General features: G+C 68.1%; 16 protein-coding genes. 7 read left to right on the forward strand and 9 right to left on the reverse strand.

Annotated features, from left to right (window positions below):
* The first annotated feature begins 37 nt into the window (after positions 1–37).
* The gene (locus AAFP35_RS04395) at positions 38–616 is read left to right on the forward strand and encodes a TetR/AcrR family transcriptional regulator (protein WP_419220327.1); all 579 of its coding nucleotides are present in this window, start codon (positions 38–40) and stop codon (positions 614–616) included.
* Positions 617–714: 98 nt separating this feature from the next.
* On the opposite strand, the gene murJ is transcribed toward AAFP35_RS04395, so the two are convergent.
* The 3 genes from murJ to AAFP35_RS04410 are packed head-to-tail and all read right to left on the reverse strand — an operon-like array spanning position 715 to position 8646.
* Entirely contained in the window at positions 715–4689 is a 3975-nt protein-coding gene (gene murJ, locus AAFP35_RS04400; RefSeq protein WP_419220328.1) for a murein biosynthesis integral membrane protein MurJ, read from the reverse strand.
* Positions 4686–7499 (reverse strand): DUF6049 family protein, encoded by a 2814-nt coding sequence (locus tag AAFP35_RS04405; RefSeq protein ID WP_419220329.1) that lies wholly within the window; start codon positions 7497–7499, stop codon positions 4686–4688. The genes murJ and AAFP35_RS04405 overlap by 4 nt, the downstream gene beginning before the upstream one ends.
* Complete coding sequence (locus AAFP35_RS04410; RefSeq protein WP_419220330.1) at positions 7492–8646, reverse strand: NUDIX hydrolase; 1155 nt, start codon at positions 8644–8646, stop codon at positions 7492–7494. Before AAFP35_RS04410 ends, AAFP35_RS04405 begins: the two co-directional genes overlap by 8 nt.
* 143 nt (positions 8647–8789) lie before the next feature.
* Here AAFP35_RS04410 and AAFP35_RS04415 point away from each other — a divergent pair, with 143 nt between their 5' ends.
* A complete protein-coding gene (locus tag AAFP35_RS04415; protein ID WP_419220331.1) occupies positions 8790–10226 on the forward strand; it encodes a CCA tRNA nucleotidyltransferase in 1437 nt (478 codons plus the stop codon).
* 19 nt (positions 10227–10245) lie between these two features.
* Here AAFP35_RS04415 and AAFP35_RS04420 read toward each other — a convergent pair whose 3' ends face one another.
* Positions 10246–11181, reverse strand: a complete 936-nt coding sequence (locus AAFP35_RS04420) for a diacylglycerol kinase (RefSeq protein ID WP_419220332.1) — start codon at positions 11179–11181, stop codon at positions 10246–10248.
* Between the two features lie 20 nt (positions 11182–11201).
* Between AAFP35_RS04420 and AAFP35_RS04425 the strand changes: the two genes are divergently transcribed.
* The gene (locus AAFP35_RS04425) at positions 11202–11804 is read left to right on the forward strand and encodes a TetR/AcrR family transcriptional regulator (protein ID WP_419220333.1); all 603 of its coding nucleotides are present in this window, start codon (positions 11202–11204) and stop codon (positions 11802–11804) included.
* Positions 11804–13339 (forward strand): FAD-dependent oxidoreductase, encoded by a 1536-nt coding sequence (locus AAFP35_RS04430; protein WP_419220334.1) that lies wholly within the window; start codon positions 11804–11806, stop codon positions 13337–13339. Before AAFP35_RS04425 ends, AAFP35_RS04430 begins: the two co-directional genes overlap by 1 nt.
* Positions 13340–13380: 41 nt before the next feature.
* On the opposite strand, the gene AAFP35_RS04435 is transcribed toward AAFP35_RS04430, so the two are convergent.
* Entirely contained in the window at positions 13381–14472 is a 1092-nt protein-coding gene (locus tag AAFP35_RS04435; protein WP_419220335.1) for an aminotransferase class V-fold PLP-dependent enzyme, read from the reverse strand.
* 86 nt (positions 14473–14558) lie between these two features.
* On the opposite strand from AAFP35_RS04435, the gene AAFP35_RS04440 reads away from it, so the two are divergent.
* Complete coding sequence (locus AAFP35_RS04440; RefSeq protein WP_419220336.1) at positions 14559–15185, forward strand: hypothetical protein; 627 nt, start codon at positions 14559–14561, stop codon at positions 15183–15185.
* Here AAFP35_RS04440 and AAFP35_RS04445 read toward each other — a convergent pair.
* The gene (locus AAFP35_RS04445; RefSeq protein WP_419220337.1) at positions 15145–16476 is read right to left on the reverse strand and encodes an MFS transporter; all 1332 of its coding nucleotides are present in this window, start codon (positions 16474–16476) and stop codon (positions 15145–15147) included. The genes AAFP35_RS04440 and AAFP35_RS04445 overlap by 41 nt on opposite strands.
* 52 nt (positions 16477–16528) lie before the next feature.
* Between AAFP35_RS04445 and AAFP35_RS04450 the strand changes: the two genes are divergently transcribed.
* Both AAFP35_RS04450 and AAFP35_RS04455 read left to right on the forward strand, forming a co-directional pair.
* The gene (locus tag AAFP35_RS04450; RefSeq protein WP_419220338.1) at positions 16529–17176 is read left to right on the forward strand and encodes a YqgE/AlgH family protein; all 648 of its coding nucleotides are present in this window, start codon (positions 16529–16531) and stop codon (positions 17174–17176) included.
* A gap of 123 nt (positions 17177–17299) precedes the next feature.
* Positions 17300–19315 (forward strand): CocE/NonD family hydrolase, encoded by a 2016-nt coding sequence (locus AAFP35_RS04455; protein WP_419220452.1) that lies wholly within the window; start codon positions 17300–17302, stop codon positions 19313–19315.
* On the opposite strand, the gene AAFP35_RS04460 is transcribed toward AAFP35_RS04455, so the two are convergent.
* The 3 genes from AAFP35_RS04460 to AAFP35_RS04470 are packed head-to-tail and all read right to left on the reverse strand — an operon-like array spanning position 19236 to position 21545.
* Positions 19236–19796, reverse strand: coding sequence for a PaaI family thioesterase (locus tag AAFP35_RS04460; RefSeq protein ID WP_419220339.1), 561 nt, complete (start codon positions 19794–19796; stop codon positions 19236–19238). The genes AAFP35_RS04455 and AAFP35_RS04460 overlap by 80 nt on opposite strands.
* Positions 19797–19802: 6 nt before the next feature.
* On the reverse strand, positions 19803–20468 hold the full coding sequence (locus tag AAFP35_RS04465) for a helix-turn-helix domain-containing protein (RefSeq protein ID WP_419220340.1): 666 nt from the start codon (positions 20466–20468) through the stop codon (positions 19803–19805).
* A 60-nt stretch (positions 20469–20528) separates the two neighbouring features.
* Positions 20529–21545, reverse strand: coding sequence for a bile acid:sodium symporter family protein (locus tag AAFP35_RS04470; protein ID WP_419220341.1), 1017 nt, complete (start codon positions 21543–21545; stop codon positions 20529–20531).
* Position 21546 lies beyond the last annotated feature (1 nt).

Below are 21546 nucleotides of genomic sequence, written 5' to 3' on the forward strand. Positions count from 1 at the left end.
AAATGCAATAGATGTTGTACTTACTAAGGTGTCGACCATGGCGTTGCGTGCTGACAAGCGAGAAGCGATTCTGACCGGGGCGCTGGGGGTGTTCGCGCGCGACGGTTACACGCGGGCGAGCATCGAGATGATCGCGAAAGGGGCGGGCGTCTCGACCCGGACCATCTACAACCATTTCCGCGACAAGGCCACGCTCTTCGAGGTGGTGATCTCCGAGAGTGCCGGCAAGGTCGCCGCCGGGCACATCGCCGTGATCGACAACTACCTGCGCAAGGTCACAGACCTCGAGGACGACCTCACCGACCTCGGCGTCGCATTGCAGGGAAATGACGATTTCACAACGCATTTCGCGCTGGTCCGGCAAATCCAGGCAGACGCCGAACACATTCCGGAGGAGGCCGTCCGGGCGTGGCAACAGGCAGGACCTCTGCGTGTTCGCCAGCACCTCGCCGACCAACTCGGGACGGTCAAGGGCCTGAAGCTAGACGACCCGCCGCTCGCAGCTGTCCACTTCTTGGCGCTGATCAGCCAGGACTCGATCCGTCGACCCGGCGGTTCGATCGAAGCTCACGTGCGGGCCGGAGTGAGAGTGTTCCTACACGGCTACTGCGACTGAAGCTCGACGCCCCACCGAGATCCAGCGCCGTCGGAACACCGGCGGTCGGCCAACGCGTTGTCGGGAGCCGGCCGGGAATAGTCGCCGGTCCCCTCGTGTCAGCGGTCGACCGTGATGTGGCCGATCTTCGCCTGGTAGCCACCGGGTCCGGGCGGCAGCGAGGTCATCCAGACCATGAGGTAGGGACTCGCCCGAGGATTGTCGATGGTGAACGTGGTCGTCGGCTGTGCCACCGGGCCTGATGCCACCTCGGTGGTGTCGGCCAGGGCGGCAGGTGTCGCGGTTTGCGCCGTGCGGACCGACACCGCGAAGCCCGGCGTGGGCGTTGCGATCGTCACGGTCTTGGCGGCGTTGTCACCACCGAGATCGAACATCAGACCCAGGCCCTGCTTGAGGCCGCCGAAGTTCGGGGAGCCACGGTAGGAGTCGGTCTGCCAGGGCGGGGCGGCACCGGAGATCACGTTGGGCAGGTTTGGTGAGTTGTCCGGCGGCTGACCCGAGAAATCGACGAGGGTGACACCACGTAGAGCGATCGGACCGGCGGCGGCCGGCTCGGCAGGCGGGGCCGGTGCCGCAGGCGTGGCCGGCGCCGACGACGTAGGTGTGATGATCGAGTCGATGTCGGCCGATCCGTCGTCGGAACCGAACAGATTGGTCGCCCAGACCACCACGGCCAGCACCACGAACAGCGTCAACAGGCCCGCGCCGATCAGCAGCGCGAGATTGCGTCGTCCGGGTTGGCTCTCCGTGCGCTCCCGGCCGGCCATCGCGATCGGCGGATCGTCGGTCTTGATCGCGGGCAGCATGTCGGTGTTGAGGTCGATGACCGTCGCCTGGTCGAGGACGTGCTGCACGGTTCCGGCGGTCCTGATGCCGCGCTGACCGTCGAGGGCCCGAGCGGCCACGGCAGAGATCTCGAACGGGATCTCCGGGCGCGATTCCCGGGGCTCGATCGGTCGGCCTGCGGAGTCGGGTTCGGCGACGGGCAGGCCACCGACCGGTTCGGTGCTGTCTCGGGTGGTGCTCAGTTCGGAACCGGTCGCTCCGTCGAGCGGCCAATGCGCCAGCAGCAGGGCGTAGAGGACTGCCCCGAGCCCTCGCACATCCGACGATTTGTCGTCGCCTGCGAGCGTGCCGGGGAAGGCCAGCACGGCATTGCCGTCGGTGCTGATGCGAATGCGGTCGGGATGGTCGATGGACAGTGCGCCGCCGGAGCGATGGGTGATCTCGGCGGCCGCCGCGAGGGCGCGCACGGCACGGGCGGCGCCGATCGGTGACGGACTCGTGCGGGCCACCTCGGCCAACGACGAGCCCGGAACCCATTCGCTCACCACGATGCCGCCCGAGGACGCCCGCACCACGTCGAGGACACGAGCGATGCCGGACGAGGAGACCTGGCCCAGGCGCAGGGTGCGGGACAGAACGCCCTGCGGTCCCTCGTCGGTCACCTTGACGGTCTCACCGCGGCGCGGTGGAGGCGCGAGTTGATCGGCGTCGACGAAGGTCAGTCCGACCTCTCGATCGAGATTGGTGTCCTGTGCGCGCCAGAACTGCAGGCCGCGCGTACCGCCGTGATGGTCGAGCAGGCGATACCGGCCGCCGGCGATCGCGGCGCCGGGCACCAGTCGCGGACCGCGCGGCCGCGGTGACGCCCCGGCCGGGCCCGCCGGAGTGGACTCGTTCGTGGATGCGGTTGGCTCCGAGGTGGTTTCGTCAGCGGTCTGCGTGGACTGATCGGTCTGGGCGGACTCATCGGCCTGGCCGGAATCCGCGGCCTGATCGGTCACGGCACGAGTCGGGGTCTGCGACGACGGGTCGTCGACGGTGATCGAGCCGGCGTCGGAGTCCCGAGTGTCGCGGATGATCTCGGTGTCCTGCGTGGTTCCGATCTCGGTGTCACTCACGCGCGGGCCTCCTCTCCTGCGGTAACGCATGTCGCGGGGTGGTTGGACCCGGACCCCGCCGCCATCGCGAATGTGAGCAGCTCCACCGGTGTGAACGGCGTACGACTGCCACGTGGCCGTGCCCCGGTCGAATCGCCGGAGCACCTGTACTTGACCAGAGTACGGGAGCGATTCGTCGGTGGTGACGCGCGGAAACTGAACCGTGATCGACGGTGCCGATTCTGTTATCGCATTCTCAGGTGGCGCGAGTGCCGGGATGAAGCGACCGAGCATGCGCCGCACCGACATTCCGATCGACACGACGTCGGGAACCTTCGCCGCGGCGAGCCCCGCGTAGGTGACGCCGAGTACCACCACCGCGGTCAGCAGGAGATAGACCAGGGATCCGATTTTCCCGAATTCCGTCGCGAGACGGTGCATTCCGGACAGATCCGCCACTGCCCACACGATGAAGGCGACACCGACCGAGATGCCGATCGTGACCCATGTGGTGCGCATGACGTCGGCGAGGCGGGCGTTGTGCAAACGCTTGCGCAGCAGACGATGACCGACGATCGCGCCGACGAGATAGCCGAGCCCGTTGGACAACGCGAGCCAGCGCACCACCAGGTCGGGATCGGAGAACAGCACCGGGCCCAGATAGGACGCCACGACCTTGACCGCGGTGATGCCGAGCACCATCAGCGTCGGGGTCCAGGCATCCTCTCGGGCGTAGAACACGCGCAGCTGAACCAGCGTCATCGCGTACGGGATGAGGGTGAACGCACCCCACGCCAGGGTGGAACCGAGCTGCGACGCGACCGTCGCGTCGAACTTGCCGAAGTTGAACACCGCGACGCCGATGGCCGGTCCGAAGAAGGTCATGAAGGCGACCGTCGGCACCAACGCGACCATGGTGAGACGGGTGGCCAACGAGAGGTCGTCGACCACGGCCTTGTCGTCGTCGGCCGCCGCGTTGCGCGAGAGCCTCGGCATGATCGCGGTCAGGATCGTCACACCGAGCACGCCGTACGGCAACTGCAACAGCTGCCAGTGCGTGGCGTAGACGCTGATGCCCGAGGAGTCCGCGTGGGCGGCGATCCGATAGGTGATCACCAGACCGACCTGCAGGATCGCCACGTACATGACGATCGCCAAGGCCATGTTGCCGAAGCGTCGCAGTCGGGCGTCGAGGCCCCACTGCATCTGAAGGCGGACGCCCGCCCGCTTCAACCACGGCACCAGCACGGCCGCCTGGACGACGACACCGATGGTGGTACCGATTCCGAGCACCAACAGCTGGGGATCCGACATCCGAACCGGATTGAGGGTGATCTCCCCCGGCATCGCCGCGTAGAGCACCAGCGTGGCGATCTGCACGATGTTGTTCAGGACCGGTGCCCACGCACCCGGTTTGAAGAACCCCTTCATGTTCAGGATCGCCATGAACAGCGCGGACAATCCGTAGAACAGGATCTCTGGCAGGAGTAGATACGCGAGCGCCGTGGTCAACGGCCGGTTCACATCGCCGTCGCCGACGTTGAGGTAGGTGAGCAGCGGCGCGGCGATCAGGGCGATGACCGTCGCCGTGCCCAGCGTCGCCACCGTCAGGGTGAAGATGCGGTTGATGAACGCCCGGCCGCCGTCGTCGTCCTCGGCTTCGGCGCGCACCAGCACCGGGATCACGATCGCGGTGAGCACGGCACCCAGCACGACCTCGGCGATCATGTTCGGCAGCACGTAGGCGGCCTGGAACGCGGACGCGATCGCCGGGCCGAGCATGGCGAGCACCAGGACGGTTCGGATGAAACCGGTGATGCGGCTCGTCAGGGTCGCCAGCGCGATGGATCCGCTGGTGCGCAAGATGCTGGCGTCGGAGTCACGCGCCAGACCGGTCGACGAGTCGTCGGGATGGTCGGCGCCGTCGTGCACGTCGTTCGTGCGGTCACGGACGGTCGTGGTCGCGGCCCGGAGATCGGGCCGAGCCGGGATCTGCCGCGGCGGTCGGGGTGGTCGTGGCGGCGGCGCACCGCGGGACAGCGGAGGCTGATCGGCGACCGGACCGGACAGCGGCGTCGGGCCGACGGGTGGGCCCTGGCGTCGTTCGCGGGGCGGCCGGCCCTGCTCCCCTGCCGACGGAATCCGGCGAGGAGCAGCGCGGTTCGGCTCGCGTGGTCCCTGGTCGGTCATGTCCTGTCTCGATCGCTCTCGGTCGGTTCTGCACCGGTGGTCTCGGGCTCGGCGTGTTCGGGCCCAGTGTGTTCGGGCCCAGTGTGTTCGGTCTCGAGGGCGCCGTCTTCTTGTTGCAGGGTACGGCGACGCTGTTGATAGGTGCTGCCGGCCAGCATGCGGGCGTGTTCGTCGGGATCCGGTCGATCCTCGTCGGCCGGATCCGGCTCGCCGCGGAAACGATGCCAGAGTCGGCGCGCGGTGAGCAGCACCAGGGCGACACCGGCGACGATGGTGATCCAGAACAGCGTCTTGCCGTATGCGTTGGAGTGCACCGAGAGCCGGATCGGCGACCCGATCGGAACGCCACTCGACGTCTCCAGCGACATCGTCACGGTGATCGCCTCCGAGGTGCCCGCGCGCGTGGGCAGCTGGATCTGCCGGGTACCGCGTGCGGGGATCTCGATGACGCCGATGTCGCCGACGTCGAGGTCCGAGGGTGCCGCGACGTTCATCCGCACCCGGATGGGCAGCGACAGGTCGTTGCGCACCACGAGCAGCAGTGGACTGCGCTCGGAGGCCAGGGTGTAGCGCCCGCCCGGATCGAGGATGGTCACGGCGTTGCGCATCCGCTGCAACGTCGATCCCACCGCCGTGACCCGTCCGTCGCGCTGACTTCGGATGTCGGCGCGTTCGCCTGCCGACGACGTGTTGGGCGTCCGGATCGCCCGCAGCAGATCTTCACGCAGGGGCGCCATGTAGCGCTCCGGACTCGCCGCGACGTCGGCAGAGCGCATCAGCGAGGCTTGGAGCTGCCACGACAGCTCGGCATGGGCCTGCATGGTGCCGGTGACCGGTGACTGCACCGATGCACCGAGCGTGGACAGCGGACCGACCCCGGGGGGCGCGACGAAGCGGGCGTCGTCGTCGGCGGTGTCCATGTCGCGGACGACGTCGGGGAGCGGTCCGGGTGCCGCGGCTCCGGATTCCAGGAGCAGCGTCGCGGTGGTGAGCAACGCGTTCGTGTCGTCGGCGGACGGCGCCCAGTACGTGGGCGGTACGACGAATGCGCTGCGTCCGGCCACCGGCATCGGCGTCGGCGGCGCGTCGTCGGATGCGGGTGCGGGTGCCGCGATCGATGGATAGGCCAGCGCGGCCACCGCGGCCTGCCTGCGGGACACCGCCGATTCGTCGTCGAGCGCGACCCGTTGGGATTGCGGTGCCAGCGGCGGTGTCGTCGGTGCGGCACCGAGCGCGGCGAGGGCGGCGGTCACCGGGGCCTCGGCGGTCTGCACGCGCAGGTCACCGATGCGATAACGGCCGGTTCCGGCGTTGCGTCTGGGATCCACGCTGCTCGTCGACGTCACCGCGCCGTGGATCGATTCACCGGTCAGCACACCCGCGCCGGTGGCGTCGAGGGCGCCGAGGGCAGGCACGGTGATGCCGCGGACGCTGCGGACCCCGAGGATGGCGTCGATCACGCCGGCAGGAGTGGACAGCGCTGCGGTGGTGAGTCCGGGATTGTCGATCCGCGCCAGGGACGTCAGGTCGGCCTGTGCGAACGGCAATGCGACGACGCAGGTGCGGGCGGCCAGCTCGCGCAGCTCGTTCAGCCATTGTCCGGCGGCGGCCTGGCCGGTGCCCGTCGTCGTCGCCGACAACGGGTCGAGCGGGTCGTCGGAGACCAGGTACCCCAGCGACATCGCGCGCACCGTCACCAGCAGGTCCGGATCCACCGCGAGACACATGCTCTGCTGCAGTTTGGACGCCTCGGGAGCCGGGGTACTCGGAGCGTCGCCGGTGGACTCACCGGGCGACGCGGAAGCCGATGCGGGTGGTTGCGCGGCACCGTTTCCGCTCGTCGCCGGCGACGACGCGGTGTTGTCGGCCGAGTCGTTCGCCGCCTCGCCGGACCCATCGTTGCCATCGTCGTCGTTTCCGCCATCGGCCGACGCAGAGTCCCCGGCGACCGATCGCGCGGCCTCGAGGAGGGTGCTGAGTCGGCCACCGGGGGCCAGGGAGCGCGCCAGGTCGTCGCCGACCAGCCGCACCGGTTCGGTGTTGCCGCCGAGCACACCGGGCGTGAGCTGCGGGGGTGCGGCCAGCGGCCAGAGCATTGTCAGTCGCGACGGACTCGACAGGTTGGCCGAGACCGATCCGTCCGGCCCGAGGTCGGTGTCCTCGGCGGTGTCGTCAACGGTCGGCCCCACGTAGTCGGCGGCCCTTGTGCGGTCCGGCGGCAGCGACAGGACCGGCAGCAGGGTGCGTGACTCCGCGAGTTTGGCGGGATTGCCGTAGTCGGGCAGGCCGTTGACGTTGACCTGGATCGGGAACACGCCGGTCCGCTGGATGTCGAGGCCGTCGGACCCCGACAACGGTGCGGTGATCGTGAACCGCGCGGACTTGCCCGGCGCCAGGTCGTCGGACAGACCGCGGAACGGCGTCGCCACCGTGGCCGGGTCGGGCATCGTCACGAGGTCGCTGCGCAGACCGTTCGCGGTGCGCACCGGATCGCCGCGCTCGAGTCGCACGGTGAGGTCGTGCAGCATCCGGTCGCCGACATTGTCCACGTGACCGCTGACGGTCACCGTGGAAGACCCGCTGCTGGTCACCATCGACGGGGTCATCGAGTCGATGGACAGCTGCAGAAAGCTGTCCGGGACGGCATCGTCGGTGCCGGTCTGATCGGAACCGGGGGCCGCGACGGCGGGCCCGGCCGAGATGAGACAGATCAGCAGGGTGGCCAGGATCGTGGCACAGATCTGTACGGATCGTCGGGGGCTCGCGGAAGGTCGGCACGCGGATGACCGGGCGGGGCGGCGGTCAGGCATCGCCCGCCGGTGGACGCCGAGGCCGGCGCCGACGCCGACGAGACCGCTGCGGTGGCGGCGGCTCGTTGCGGCGCTGGTTGCGGGCGGCTGCGGCTCTCTCATAGGCGTTCGGTTCGGTGCGAATGCTCTCGGCCTCGGACTGGGCCAACCGGTTCGGGTCGGCGGCGAGATCGGCGATGACGCCACGGGCCATCCGGGCCAGTCGCCGCTCGTCAGAGTACGTGAGCTTGCGGGGCAGCTCGGCCAGCGGCACCCAGGCCACCTCACTGACCTCGTAGTCGGCGTCGGACAACTCGCCGCCGACGCTGCGCAACAGATAATGGTGCACGGTCTTGTGGATCCGGCGTCCCTCGCTGACGAACCAGTAGTCGATCTTGCCGAGCGGCGCGACCACGGTGCCCTGGATCCCGGTCTCCTCGGCGACCTCGCGGATCGCGGTCTGTTCGGCCGTCTCACCGGTTTCGATGTGGCCCTTCGGCAGCGACCACATCATCCGGCCGCGCCGATCCATCCGCCCGATGAGGGCGGCGGAGAGCTCGTCGATCGGCAGATCCAGATCGGAGATCACCAGGCCGCCCGCGGACGTCTCGCGCACGGTGCGCAACTTCTCCTGGCCACGGTCGTTGCGGTTGGGGCGCCGACGGTTCTTGCCCTTCGTGGTCGTCGCCGGATTCTCCGGCGCCACGGTGTGGGTGAGACCGGTCTTGGTGATCTTCGCGGTCACCGCCACCAGGTCCGACGGTTTCGGCGGCGACACCCGCGTGTGCGTCGGGGTCGATTCGTCGACGACGCCGACCCGTTCTGGGTCGGTGCGTTTGGGCATCGGCCCCGGCTTGGGCACGTTGCGTCGCTCGACCGGACGCGGCGTGGGCGTGTCGTCGGCGGACTCGGTGGACGGAGCGCTCACGGGCGCCGGCCGCCTCCCCCGTCGTCGACGTCCCCGCTGACCCCGGCGACGCTGTCCGCCTCCTCCGGAGGGTGCGTCGTCGGGTGTGACGCCGCGGGTGCCATTGCGGGCCAGATCCGCCGGTGTCACGCGCCGACCACCACCGTTGGCGGTGTCCCGGGACTTGTCGTTCGGGCCGCGTCCACCGGCCGTGACGTCGGAAGAGACGTCAGAGGGGTCGGTGGACGGATCGGCGGACACGCTCTCGATGCTAGCCGTTGGTCACCTGCCGTTTGCCTTCGATGGCTCGCGCAGGCACCGGTGTCGCCGCCACGGATCGCCGAGGTCCATGCGGATCCGGCGATTTGTGGTCGTCGGACACCGCGACGGTAGGCTGACATGCCGTGAGCGACCCCGAACGCCGTACCCGACTGCTGGCCTCGGCAGCGGTGTCGCTGCGGGAACTCGCCGACGTCCTGGTGCCGCTCGGTGCGCTGTTCGCCGACGCCGGACACGAGTTGTTCCTGGTCGGCGGGTCGGTGCGCGACGCGGTCCTCGGCCGCCTCGGCAACGACCTCGACTTCACCACCGACGCGCGCCCCGACGAGTTGGAGCGACTGCTGTCGGGCTGGGCCGACGCCGTCTGGGACACCGGAATCGCATTCGGCACGATCAGCGCCCGAAAAGGTGACCAGATGGTGGAGGTGACCACGTACCGTGCGGATTCCTATGACCGTGTCGGGCGCAATCCGGAGGTCGCCTTCGGTGAGTCACTCGACGCCGACCTGGTGCGACGCGATTTCACCATCAATGCCATGGCCGTGCGGATCGGCCGCGAGGGTCCGGCCGAGTTCTGCGACCCGCTCGACGGCATGACGGCGCTGCTGGCCGGTGCGATCGACACCCCGGCCACTCCCGAGGAATCCTTCAACGACGACCCGCTGCGCATGCTGCGTGCGGTCCGATTCGTCTCTCAACTGGGTTTTCGCGTCGCGCCCCGCGTTTTCGACGCCATTTCCGAGATGTCCGACCAGATCAATCGCATCACCGCCGAGCGGGTGCGCACAGAGCTCGACAAGACGATCCTCGGCGATCATCCGCTCGAGGCCATCGATCTGATGGTCGACTCCGGCCTGGCAGTCCACGTCCTCCCGGAGATTCCCGGGATGAAGCTCACCATCGACGAGCACCACCAGCACAAGGACGTCTACCAGCACTCGTTGACGGTGCTCAAGCAGGCGATGGATCTCGAGGAGTCCGATCCCGACCTGGTGCTGCGATGGGCCGCGTTGCTGCACGACATCGGTAAACCGGCCACGCGACGCCACGAGACCGGCGGTGGCGTGAGCTTTCACCACCACGAGGTGGTCGGCGCCAAGATGGTCCGCAAACGGATGCGTGCCCTGAAGTATCCGAAGGCCGTGGTCGACGAGGTGTCCCAGCTGGTCTTCCTCCACCTGCGCTTCCACGGTTACGGCGACGGCGCGTGGACGGATTCGGCGGTACGCCGCTATGTGACCGACGCGGGGCCGCTGCTGGACCGACTGCACAAATTGGTGCGCGCCGACTGCACGACCCGCAACAAGAGGCGTGCTCGCCGTCTGCAGGAGAACTACGACGACCTCGAACGGCGCATCGCGGCGCTGCAGGCCGCCGAGGATCTCGATCGCGTGCGCCCCGACCTCGACGGCAACGCGATCATGGAGTTGCTCGACATCCCGGCCGGTCCCCTCGTCGGTCAGGCCTGGCGATATCTGAAGGAACTGCGGCTCGACCGCGGGCCGCTGTCTCGCGAGGAGGCCGAGGAGGCGTTGCGGGAATGGTGGTCTCAGCGCGGCTGACGACCGCGGCAGCGGCGGATCAGCCGACCGGGGTCAGGAAGGTCACCGCCCGCGGGAGCGCCTCGAACACGGCAGGCAGTTCACCGACGAGATCACCGTCGACGGACACGAGTGCAGGCGGATCGCAGTAGAGCTCGATCTCCCGCCCACGCATCGTGCGCACCATCGGATGGGAGATGTGCTCGCCGGTGAAGACCTTCGGGAAGACCCTGGCCACCGTCGTGCGTGCGAACCGCGCCGGCCGCAACGCCACGGTCACGTCGAGTTGTCCGTCGGTCATCGAGGCGTTCGGCGTGATCTGCATCCCGCCGCCGTACGAGGTGGTGTTCCCGATCGCGGCAAAGGCCAGGTCGCCGTGGAGTTTCTGGTCGTCGGCGCGCACGTCGTAATGGCGTGAACGCAGTCCGGCGAGTTCGACGAGCGCCGCGATCGTGTACCGCGCCTGCCCCTTCGGCCAGGCCATGCGATTCGCCCGGGCGGTGACCGAGGCATCGAATCCCGTTGCCGCGATGGTGCAGAACAGTTCGGTGCGACCGTCCGGGAACGTCACCCGGCCCAGGTCGACGGTGCTGCGGTGGCCGCCGACGACGACATCCACCGCGGCCGCGACGTCGTCGACCGGCACGCCCAGGTTGCGGGCGACGTCGTTGCCGCTGCCCGCGGGGATGATGCCCAACGGGATGCCGGATCCGTGTGCCGCCTGGACGGCCAGGCGTAAGGTGCCGTCGCCGCCCACCACGGCCAGTGCGTCGGTGTCGGCGGCGAGTGCCGCGGCGGTCAGGGTGGCGGCGTGGTCGGCGTCGCGCCCCACGATCAGCTCTATGTCGACGCCGCGATCGGCGAAGGCGTCGACCGCTTGTTCGGCGATCGCCTGGCCTGCCCCATGCCGTGAGTGAGGGTTCACCAGTACTGTGGCGTGGCGAACGCGGTGGCAGTGAGGCATATCAGAGCCCATGGGTTACAGTGTTACACATCATGTCAATCTGTAAAGAAGACATCGGGGACCAGGTTCTCGACGCGGCCCGCCGGTGTCTTGTGCGCAACGACGGCCGCAAGGTGACGATCGCCGAGGTCGCCCGCGAGGCCGGTGTCAGCCGTCCGACGGTGTACCGGCGCTGGCCGGACATGTCGGAGATGATCCGTGCCCTGCTGACCCGCGAGGTGCTCGGCATCGTCGCCGCCGTCACCGAGGCGACACCGCTGCGCACCGCGGACTTCGACGCCGCGATCGATCAGGTCGTCCGGGTGGTCGCCGCGCTGCGCGACGACGAACTCGTCGCCGCCCTGTGGCGCGAACAACGCGATTTCATGACGCCCTACGTGTTCGATCGTCTGGGCACCAGCCAGCGTGGAGTCCTCGATCTGCTGTCCGGCGTCATCTCTCGTGGACAGACCGAGGGTCAGGTCCGTGACGGTGACCCGGCCAAGATGGCCTCGATGGTCCTGCTGATCACGCAGTCGGCCATCCAGTCCCGCGCACTCGTCGAGTCGATCCTCGGCGATGAGTGGAGCATCGAACTCCACCACGCACTCACTTCCTATTTGCGTCGACCCGACGACTTACCTCCGGCCAACTGATGGCCGTGCTCGATGCCCGTCACCGTCGTTCGGTCCTCGCGGCGCTCGCCGATGCGACCGAACCCCTGGACGTTCTCGTCGTCGGTGGCGGCATCACGGGTGCCGGCGTCGCGCTCGACGCGGCCACCCGCGGGTTGCGTGTCGCACTCGTCGAGGCCCACGACCTGGCGTTCGGCACCTCGCGCTGGAGCAGCAAACTCGTGCACGGCGGACTGCGATACCTCGCCGCCGGCCAGCTACCGATCGCCTACGAGAGCGCGATCGAACGCCACCATCTGATGACCGCCATCGCGCCCCATCTCATCCGGCCGCTGCGCCAGGTGATCCCCGACCACGGTTCGTCGGGTCGCACGGCTCTCATCCGCGCCGGATTCGGGGCCGGAGATCTGTTGCGGCGCACGGCCGGAACGCCGTCGTCGGTTCTGCCGGGGCCGGTTCGGTTGTCCGCCACCGAGACTCTCGAACTGTGCCCGGCCACCCGCCGTGCCGGACTGCGCGGCGCGGTCGGTGGTGCCGACGGACAGCTCGTCGACGACGCTCGTCTCGTGGTCGCGGTGGCGCGGACCGCTGCGGCGTTCGGTGCGTCGATATGCACCCGCACCCGGGCCGACCGGGTCACCGGCACCGGTGCACGGCTGACCGACACGCTGACCGGGGAATCCTTCGACGTCGCGGCGCGTAGCGTGATCAACGCCGCGGGCGTGTGGGCCGGTCAGGTCGACAACTCGCTGCATCTGCGGCCCAGCCGCGGCACCCACCTCGTCTTCGACGCCCAGCGCTTCGGAAACCCGACCGGCGCGCTGACCGTGCCGATCGCGGGATCGTTGTCGCGCTTCGTCTTTGCTCTTCCCGAGCAGCTCGGTCGGGTGTACGTCGGCCTGACCGATGTGGACGCACCCGGCGCGATCCCGGATGTGCCGACGTCGTCGGATGCCGAGATCGACTTCCTGCTCGACTCGATCAACGCCGCGCTCGAGGAACCGGTCTCCCGGGCCGACATCCGCGGCACCTTCGCCGGCCTGCGTCCGCTGATCGGTACACGTCATGGTGGAAGTTCATCGGACACAGAGGATCTCGCCGACGTGTCGCGCCGTCATCGGGTTCGCGTCACCGACGACACACTCGTCGGCGTGATCGGTGGAAAGCTCACGACCTATCGTCGGATGGCCCAGGATGCGGTCGACGCCGCGGTCACCGCGGCCGGGTTGCGGTGCGGTGCCTGCGTCACCACCACGACCCCGCTGGTCGGTGCCGCCGGAGCCCCGGCGAGCAGCGACCTTCCCGCGTCATTGATCGCCCGATTCGGTTCGGAGGCAACGAAAGTCGCCGACGCCACGGCCATCGATCGACCGCTGGAACCGATCGCGGAAGACCTCGACGTGACGCGCGCCGAGGTGGCGTTCGCGGTGACCCACGAGGGAGCGCTCACCGTCGACGACGTCCTGCACCGCCGGACCCGGATAGGCCTCGTGGACGCCGACGCGGACCTGGCCCGCGCGGCGGTCACCGACGTCGTGGATGCGCTGTCGCCCTGAGGGGTTCGCTGCGCGATTCGGAACGAGAGAGTGGTCCCGGGTCAGTAACCCATCGTGCGCAGCGCGTCGGCGAGCCGATCGAGATCCGCACGCTCGACGTCGAGGTGCGGGCTGATCCGCAGCACCGACTGCTCGGTGGCCAACGGTGCGCGCCACGAGTCGGCGCAGGTCACCAGGATGCCCAGGGACAGCAGTTTGTCCCGAGCGGCCGCGACATCCGACGGTTGCCAGCCCGGCGGCGGTGCCAGGGTGGTGATCGCCGACGGTTCGTCGATCGGTTCGAGCACTTCCCAACTCCCGATACCGTCGAGCCGTTCCCGGGTGTGACGACCGATCGCCGCGAGTTCTCGGAACACGCGCTGCTGGCCGATGGACAGCACCTCGGACACGGCGACACCCAGGCCGAGGCGTCCGGCCACGAACGCCTCCGACGTCTCCACCTCGACGTGGCGAAGCGCGTCCTTGCGTACCGCGACGAAGCCGACACCGCGCGGACCGGTGAGCCACTTGCGGCTCGTCCCGTAGACGACGTCGGCACCGGTCACGGTCGGCACGTGGCCCGCGGACTGCGCCATGTCGACGACCACCGGCACGTCGGCGGCGTGGGCGATCTCGACGATCCGGGTGATGGGCTGGACCACACCGGACATCGACCCGATGTGGCAGATGTGGATGAAGTCGGGCTGCTCGAACTGCAGCATGTTCTCGAGGGCGTCGGTGTCGACGTGTCCGACGACGTCGGCGTCGGGCAGCGGCCGCACCGCGAAACCCCGGCGCTCGAACTCGACCAGGTTGGGCCCGAACTCGTTCTTCGCCACCCACACGGTGGTGGTGACGGGAAGGTTCCAGTACGTCAGCAGGGCGCGCAGCGCGGCGCGTGCGCTCTCCCGGAACGCCAACTCGTCGGAGGTGTGACCGATCAGCGAGGCGAGGTCGCGTTTGTCGCGGGCGATCTCGGTGGCACGGTCGTCGGCGGCGATGTAGGAGCCGCGCTCGGTCTCACGCCACAGATGAGCCGAGATCGCACCGATCACGGCATTCGAGGAACGCCCGGCAGCCGCCGAGTCGAGATGCACAATCTCCGGGCGAAGGCGGGCACGGTGAAACTGCTCGCCCAATTCGCTCACGTACATAGGCCCTGAACCTACCGGTTTGTGCCGATCAGCGCGGAAAGGGGGTCGCCGCGGAACCGGTGGGTGGCGCGCAGCGTCCAACCATCATGGGTTCCGACATCCACTACCTCTTCGGGATCGGCGACGGGCACACCACACCGTGGATCTCGGCGGCCGACACCGACCTCGACGGGGACCGACACCCGGACGCGGTCGGTCTCGATTTCGACGGTGACGGGCGACGTGACGATGCGATGTGGGATACCGACGCCGACGGTCGTGCCGACGTCGCCGCGCTCGATCGCGACGACGACGGTGAGCCCGAGATCTTCTACCGCGACGACGGCACCGGGGTGTGGGGTGAGCGGGTCGAGCGGCCGGTCGGCCTCGGGTCACCGTCGGAAGGATCGCCCGACGGATACGCGCAGCCCGGCGCACCCGAGGTGCCGCCTCCTGCGGGCCGCCTCACCGATCCGACTCATCGGGAGTCCGAACCCACGGTCGGGGACGAGGACGCCGAGACGACCGTGGTCCGCTCGACCGATCTCGACGGAGACGGTCGCACCGACGTCGAGGTGGTGGGGACGCGGCGTGCCGGGGTGGCCGTCGCCGAGCGGTTGTTCATCGACGAGGACGGCGACTCGGAGTTCGATCGGGTGCTGGTCGACGAGAACGGCGACGGCCGTGCCGACGTCAGCTTCGACGACCGTTCGCCTCGATTCGATCGTCGCTGAAGGATCCGTGGTCGGGGCCGGGCGGCGTGTGCAGCAGCCGCACCACCACGGCACCGATCAGATACAGGACGGTGCCCAGCACCGGCAGCAGCGCCGAACGTCCGTCGGTGGGGACGAGCACCGCCGCGAGGGTGACGGCACCGACGTAGGCGATGTTGAAGATCGCGTCCTGCACGGAGAACACCTGACCGCGGACCGCGTCGTCGATGTCCACCTGCATCGCCACGTCTCCGCACAGCTTGGCGACCTGTCCGATCAGCCCGAGCACGAAGGCCGCGATCCCGATGACGATCGGGTGCAGACCCAACAGGGAGATCTCGGCGATGGCGCCGACGAGTAGGGCCACCACGAGGGTGGCACGCCTGCCGGCCCGTGCGACCGCGACGGGGGTGACCACGGCCGCGAGGAACGCACCACCTGCGGTGAAACCCGCGACCACACCGATCCCGACGAGACCGTCGCCCGAGCCCGCATGTTTGGTGAGGACCAGCAGCATCAGCGTGTTCATGCCGAACACCAAGCGGTGTGCACCGATCGCCGACAGGGCCGCCGACACCGTCGGTGAATGTGCGACCGCACGTATGCCGTGCAGCAATCCGACGGTGACCGCGTGCACGGCAGACCGCCCCGGGTCGTCCGGCTCGTCGGGACCGAGTTGCAGGTGTGCGAAACCATGCGCGAGGGTCGCGGCGATGAGCGCGATGACGACGCCGCCGAGCGTGGTCATCGCGCTGCCGGTGTTGTCGGGGCCGAACACCGCGCGCAGGACGGCCGCGATCCCGGCACCGACGGCGAGCATGCCGGCACCGAGCGTGGTGAACAACGCGTTGGTCCCGACGATGACGTCGCGATGGGCGACGTGGGGCAGACCCGCGGACAGCCCGGACGCCACGAAGCGGCTGGCCCCGGTCACCGCGAGCGCACCGATCAGCACGATCGTGTCGCTGGCGCCGGTGGCGATCGCGACCGCGACGAGACCGATCATCGTCGCGCGAATGATGTTGGCGTACACCAGCACATTGCGGCGATCCCAGTGGTCGAGCAGGGCACCCGCGAACGGCCCGATCAACGAATACGGCAGCAACAACACGGCCAGTCCCCCGGCCACGGCCAGCGGGTCGGCGTGTCGCTCCGGATTGAACAGAATCGACGCGAACAACGCCGCCTGAAAGACGCCGTCGGTGATCTGGCTGGTCAGACGGACCGCGAGCAGTCGTCCGAGACCGGGTGAGTGGCCGAGCGAACGCACAAATCCCCGTAGTCCGGGGGTGCCGTGAGAAGGCCCTGACATCACTGATCAAGAGTACCGACCCTCGACGGGGAGAACATGCGATGATGGGGACGTGGCCGGCGGCGACGATCCCGAGGAACCGACCCCCGAGTTCTACTCGGAGGGCGTCCCAGACGCTGGTCCGGACATCTCGCAGGTCGGCCGCGTCCGGCCCGGAACCCTGTTGCTCGCCTCCACCGACCTCATCGAGCCGACCTTCGCCCGCACGGTCATCTACGTCATGGAGCACAACGAGGCAGGCAGTCTGGGCGTCATCCTGAACCGGATGAGCCAGACCGCGGTGCACAACCTGTTGCCGCAGTGGACGGATCTGTCGGCGTCCCCGCAGGCGTTGTTCGTCGGCGGTCCCGTCAAACAGGATTCGGCGATGTGTCTCGGTGTCGTGAAGCCTGGTGCCGACATCGACGGGCTCGACGCACTGCGGCCCGTCGACGGCCGCGTGGTGCTCGTCGATCTCGACGCCGATCCGTCCGAACTCGACGGGGTGCTCGAGGGCATCCGGTTGTTCGCGGGATACGCGGGTTGGGGAATCGGCCAGCTCGACGGCGAGCTCGAACAGGACAGCTGGATGCTGGCTTCTGCCCTGCCGCGCGATCTGCTGGCACCGGCGACCGTCGATCTCTGGAGTGCGGTGCTGCGTCGCCAACCGTGGCCCACCCCGCTGCTCGCCACGCATCCGATCGACATCAGCCGCAACTGACCCGTCGCGCACCCGGGGGTCGGCGAATTCCGTGTGAACAGATGAGTGACGCAGGCCACCGTTTCTGCTAATTTACTGACGCTTGGTCAACACGGATGGGGGATCGGTGTCGTGCGGGTGGGGATGATGTTCGCGGCCCTGGTGGCCACAGTCTCGGTGTTGTTGTTGCCGGCGAGTGCGGGTGCCGCACCCATGCCGCCGAGCGGTGGGGCGGCCGGCGCCCGCTGGGTGGCCTCGCATGACGGGGCCCACCCCTATCCCGGTGTGTCGGTGAGCTGGGACGTCCCGATCCGGATGAGTGACGGAACGGTGTTGCGCGCCAACGTCTATCGGCCTGCCGATGGCAAGGGGCGCGCGGCGGGCGAACGCAAACCGGTCATCGTGAACATGACGCCCTACACCAAACTCGTCACCGCGCTCGGATCGGCGATCATGCAGCACCCGGTCCTCGAACCGTTGTTCATGCAGATCGCCGGTGCGATCAATCTGCACGGCACCCCGATCGACGGCATCACCGACATCGCGCAGACACTGCACGACGGCGGCGCGCGCACCTTCATGGTGGATTACGACCTGGTGCGCAGCGGGTACACGCAGGTGGTCGTCGACGTGCGCGGCACGGGTTTCTCACAGGGCGTCTGGGACGTCTTCCAGAGCCGCGAGCAGACCGACACGGTCGAGGTGATCGACTGGGCCGCACGACAACGCTGGTCGAACGGCAAGGTCGGCATGTCCGGGGTGTCGTATTCGGCGATCAACCAGATCCAGGCGGCCAACAAGAACCCGGAGGCGCTCAAGGCCATCTTCCCCGTGGAGCCGGGCGGCGATCTGATCCGCGACATCGTGGCACCGGGCGGCGCGCTCGGCGTCGGCTTCCTGCCGATGTGGCTGTCGCTGGTGAACACCACCAAGATGGTTCCCAACGTGGCCTCGATGCTGAACGGCACATTCGACTGGAAGTGGTTGGCGGACCGCATCTCCGACCCGCTGACCTTCTATCCGCAGTTGTTCGCCGCGCTTCTGACACCGGATGTCCCGTCTGTTCCGGACAACCTGAAAGCATTGCTGGAGACCGATTCCGAACCTCGAAAGGCGTGGCTCGACCACGCGGATCGGATCACGACACCGACGCTGATCTATGGCGGCTGGTTCGATCTGTTCACCAACAGCGAGGTCCGGATGTACAACCGCATCCCGCTCGCGCCCGGACGCAAACAACTGATCATGGGCGACGGCTATCACCTGACCATCGGTGGCGGGCAGGGCCGACCGGGAACGCCGGTGCGCCTCGATGCACTTCAGAAGGCCTGGTTCGACAAGTGGCTCAAGGGAATCGACAACGGAGTGGATTCCTATGGTCCGGTGAACCTCAAGCGGGTCGGCGACAACTGGATCTCCGCGGACCAGTACCCGCGTGCGGGGATGTCCAGGCAACGGTTGTATCTGGGTGATCGGCGCACCGGCACGGCTGCACATGCGGTACGCGACGGAAGCCTCACCGCAGCGCCCTCCGGATCGCGGGGTCGGATGACGATCTCGCCGGGTCTGCTCACGCTGTGCTCGCGGGACTCGGCCCAGCAGACCGCAGGCGCCACCGCCCTGTTCCCGTTCTGCGCCAAGGACGCCCGCATCTCCGAACGCAACGCCCTGAGCTTCACCACTGCCCCGGTGTCGACCGCTCGCAGTATCTCCGGGTACACCAACGTGCACCTCAACACCGTGCTCGACGCCACCGACGGGTATTGGACGGCGACGCTCAACGACGTTGCCCCGGACGGGACCTCGAAGGTGATCAGTTCCGGCCAGGTGATGGCGTCGTTGCGTGGCTACGACCGTGCGCAGTCGCAGTTCGCGCCGAACGGCGATGTGATCGACCCGTTCTACAAGCTCACCCTGTCGACGCGACAGCCCGTGACACCAGGGCGCGCGGTGGGCGTCGACATCGGGCTCCTGCCCACCGAGGCCATCCTCAAACCCGGGCACCGGCTGCGTGTGGACGTGTTCGCGATGAATCTCCCCCGTGGGCTCCCGTTGCGTCCGTTGCTCAACGAATCACAGCTCAAGCCCCAGCACATCCAGTTGGATCCGACACGGCCGAGTTTCGTGAACCTGCCGGTGTCGAAGCCGCTGCGCCGGTAGCGTGATTCGCTTCCAGGTCGTGGGCTGTCGGGCGCAGCATCACCAGTGCGCGTGCCTCGCAATGGATCTCGTCGTCAACGGTCATCTCGACCTGGACGCGGGCCAGTGTGCGCTGCTTGGTGCGGACCCGAGCGGTCACCACCAGTAGTCCTGCGGGAACCGGCCGGAGGTATTCGGTCTGCAGTGAGACGGTGCGCAACGAGTGGTCGTCGTCGAGGACGGAATACACTGCCTGACTTGCCACCTGGTCGGCCACGCACGCGAGGTAACCGCCGAACACACTGCCGCCGGAGTTGAAGACCGACGGGGTGATCTCGACATGGCTGACCACGAAGCCGGGTCCCCACTCGTGGATGCCGGGCATGTGCAGGGTTTCGGCGAACGGCGGTCGGACCTGCTCGCCACGGGCGATGGCGTCCAGTCGTCGTTGCCAACGTGACGGTGTGTTGTCGGCCTTCGGTGTTCCGCTACTCGGTGTCACCGTCGATCACTCACCGGTGTGGTTGTCCGGATATGCGGTCACGGCGAGGAAGCGGATCGGCAACCGCACCAGATCGTGCGGACCGTGGATGCCCTCGCCGTCGAGCAGCAAACTGTCGCCCGGGCGCAGCGTGTACTCGGCGTTGCCGTGCCCGTAGACCATCACGCCTTCGAGCATGTGCAGCAGTTCGGTGCCCGGATGTTGAAAGCGAGGAAACACCTCGCTGTCGTCGGTCAATGTGACGAGGACGGGTTCGAGGCGTTTGTGCTGTCCGCGTAGTGAACCGAGCAACTCGTAGTGATGGCCGACGCGGGTACCTCGTCCGACGATCACCGCACCCTTCCCCGACTCGGTGTAGACGGCCTCGCGTTCCACGTCGGCGCCCCGGAACAGCGAGGTCACCGGGACGTCGAGGCCTGCGGCGAGACGAGCCAGAGTGGAGAGACTGCAGGAGGTCTGGGCGTTTTCGATCTTCGACAACATGGCCTTGGAGATACCGACCTTGGCGGCCATGTCGGCGACCGACAGGCCGGCGTTGCGCCGCAGGAGTCGCACCTGTCGCGCGATGGCGGCCTCCAGGTCTCCCCCGGTCGGTGGATCACCGAGCACCTCGCGATGCACCGGGGCCGGATCACCGGTGTCGCGGACCGTGTTGGCACCATCGGCAGTCATGCCACGCAGTTTAGCGAACGTGGTTTCCTGATAGTGGACTGAATGCAGCCGCTCCCCCGCTCACGACGGGGCAGGCGCCTCGGCGGCATCGAACTCGCGCCCGTAGCGGCCGGCCAGCCACGAACACAGGATCAGCTGGATCTGATGGAAGATCATCAACGGCAACACGATGAGGCCGACGGTGGACCCGGCGAAAAGAACTGTCGCCATGGGCAGTCCGGTGGCCAGGCTCTTCTTGGTGCCGCAGAACTGGATGGCGATGGTGTCGGCACGGTCGAATCCGAGTCGCTGCGGTATCCAGTGGGTGACCACCAACATCACCACGACGAAGATGAGCGATATCACCGAGACGGCGATGATCTGACCCACGTCGACGATCGACCAGATGCCCTCGCGGACACCCTCACTGAACGCGGAGTAGACCACGAGCACGATCGAGCTTCGGTCGGCATACTTCGTCGCCTTCGCATGCCGACCGAAGAATCCACCCACCCACGGTCGGGCCAGCTGCCCGATGATGAACGGGACCAGGATCTGCGCGACGATCTTCAGGACCGACGACGCGTCGATCTGGATGCCGCTGCTGGTGGTCATCAACGCCACCACGAGCAGCGGGGTGAGGAAGACGCCGAGGATGTTCGACGCGGATGCGCTGACGATGGCACCGGGCACATTGCCCCGAGCGATCGAGGTGAACGCGATCGACGACTGCACCGTCGACGGCACCAGGCACAGGTACAGCAGTCCGCTGTAGAGGTCGTTGCCGATGATCGGCTCGACGATCGGCTTGATCGCCAGGCCGACGATGGGGAACAGCACGAACGTGAAGGCGAGGATCGTGGTGTGCAGTCGCCAGTGTTTGAGCCCGTCGAGCGCCTCACGCGGATGCAGTCGCGTGCCGTAGAGGAAGAACAGCAGGGCGATGGCGATGGTCACGACCCAGTCGAGGACCTCGGCGGCGTCACCGCGTGCGGGCAGGAAGGCGGCGACAACCACGGCTGCCACGATGGCCAGGATGAATCCGTCGATGGGTGACCGGTTCAGCAGGTCACGACCGACCGCGAGGGGGTTGATCACG

Source organism: Gordonia sp. CPCC 206044 (assembly GCF_048537895.1).
In the GTDB taxonomy this organism is placed as follows: domain Bacteria; phylum Actinomycetota; class Actinomycetes; order Mycobacteriales; family Mycobacteriaceae; genus Gordonia.

Bases quoted from the DNA above. Each gene is read 5' to 3' on its own strand.
- AAFP35_RS04395 (WP_419220327.1), top strand. From the start codon at position 38: ATGGCGTTGCGTGCTGACAAGCGAGAAGCGATTCTGACCGGGGCGCTG.
- murJ (WP_419220328.1), bottom strand. From the start codon at position 4,689: ATGACCGACCAGGGACCACGCGAGCCGAACCGCGCTGCTCCTCGCCGG.
- AAFP35_RS04405 (WP_419220329.1), bottom strand. From the start codon at position 7,499: ATGCCTGACCGCCGCCCCGCCCGGTCATCCGCGTGCCGACCTTCCGCG.
- AAFP35_RS04420 (WP_419220332.1), bottom strand. From the start codon at position 11,181: ATGGGCTCTGATATGCCTCACTGCCACCGCGTTCGCCACGCCACAGTA.
- AAFP35_RS04425 (WP_419220333.1), top strand. From the start codon at position 11,202: ATGTCAATCTGTAAAGAAGACATCGGGGACCAGGTTCTCGACGCGGCC.
- AAFP35_RS04430 (WP_419220334.1), top strand. From the start codon at position 11,804: ATGGCCGTGCTCGATGCCCGTCACCGTCGTTCGGTCCTCGCGGCGCTC.
- AAFP35_RS04435 (WP_419220335.1), bottom strand. From the start codon at position 14,472: ATGTACGTGAGCGAATTGGGCGAGCAGTTTCACCGTGCCCGCCTTCGC.
- AAFP35_RS04440 (WP_419220336.1), top strand. From the start codon at position 14,559: ATGGGTTCCGACATCCACTACCTCTTCGGGATCGGCGACGGGCACACC.
- AAFP35_RS04445 (WP_419220337.1), bottom strand. From the start codon at position 16,476: ATGTCAGGGCCTTCTCACGGCACCCCCGGACTACGGGGATTTGTGCGT.
- AAFP35_RS04455 (WP_419220452.1), top strand. From the start codon at position 17,300: ATGATGTTCGCGGCCCTGGTGGCCACAGTCTCGGTGTTGTTGTTGCCG.
- AAFP35_RS04465 (WP_419220340.1), bottom strand. From the start codon at position 20,468: ATGACTGCCGATGGTGCCAACACGGTCCGCGACACCGGTGATCCGGCC.